The organism is Acinetobacter sp. YH12236 (assembly GCF_013417645.1).
Taxonomy (GTDB): Bacteria; Pseudomonadota; Gammaproteobacteria; order Pseudomonadales; family Moraxellaceae; genus Acinetobacter.
Map to the genome: position 1 here is coordinate 1 of NZ_VPDM01000076.1, position 1,210 is coordinate 1,210.

A 1,210-nucleotide genomic window follows, 5' to 3' on the forward strand; every position below is an offset into this window, starting at 1 on the left:
GGGATAAGTGGACGTTACTCGCAGAATAAGCACCGGCTAACTCTGTGCCAGCAGCCGCGGTAATACAGAGGGTGCAAGCGTTAATCGGATTTACTGGGCGTAAAGCGCGCGTAGGTGGCTAATTAAGTCAAATGTGAAATCCCCGAGCTTAACTTGGGAATTGCATTCGATACTGGTTAGCTAGAGTATGGGAGAGGATGGTAGAATTCCAGGTGTAGCGGTGAAATGCGTAGAGATCTGGAGGAATACCGATGGCGAAGGCAGCCATCTGGCCTAATACTGACACTGAGGTGCGAAAGCATGGGGAGCAAACAGGATTAGATACCCTGGTAGTCCATGCCGTAAACGATGTCTACTAGCCGTTGGGGCCCTTGAGGCTTTAGTGGCGCAGCTAACGCGATAAGTAGACCGCCTGGGGAGTACGGTCGCAAGACTAAAACTCAAATGAATTGACGGGGGCCCGCACAAGCGGTGGAGCATGTGGTTTAATTCGATGCAACGCGAAGAACCTTACCTGGCCTTGACATACAGAGAACTTTCCAGAGATGGATTGGTGCCTTCGGGAACTCTGATACAGGTGCTGCATGGCTGTCGTCAGCTCGTGTCGTGAGATGTTGGGTTAAGTCCCGCAACGAGCGCAACCCTTTTCCTTATTTGCCAGCACTTCGGGTGGGAACTTTAAGGATACTGCCAGTGACAAACTGGAGGAAGGCGGGGACGACGTCAAGTCATCATGGCCCTTACGGCCAGGGCTACACACGTGCTACAATGGTCGGTACAAAGGGTTGCTACTGCGCGAGCAGATGCTAATCTCAAAAAGCCGATCGTAGTCCGGATCGCAGTCTGCAACTCGACTGCGTGAAGTCGGAATCGCTAGTAATCGCGGATCAGAATGCCGCGGTGAATACGTTCCCGGGCCTTGTACACACCGCCCGTCACACCATGGGAGTTTGTTGCACCAGAAGTAGGTAGTCTAACCTTAGGGAGGACGCTTACCACGGTGTGGCCGATGACTGGGGTGAAGTCGTAACAAGGTAGCCGTAGGGGAACCTGCGGCTGGATCACCTCCTTAACGAAAGATTGACGATTGGTAAGAATCCACAACAAGTTGTTCTTCATGACGATGTATCTGAGGGTCTGTAGCTCAGTTGGTTAGAGCACACGCTTGATAAGCGTGGGGTCACAAGTTCAAGTCTTGTCAGACCCACCA

Annotated in this window: 1 tRNA gene and 1 rRNA gene; both read left to right on the plus strand. The window is 52.2% G+C overall.

Annotated elements, in window-relative coordinates:
• Positions 1-1,072 (plus strand): 16S ribosomal RNA (locus tag FTV14_RS15870); the annotation flags it as partial.
• A 61-nt stretch (positions 1,073-1,133) separates the two neighbouring features.
• Positions 1,134-1,210 (plus strand) — tRNA-Ile (locus FTV14_RS15875).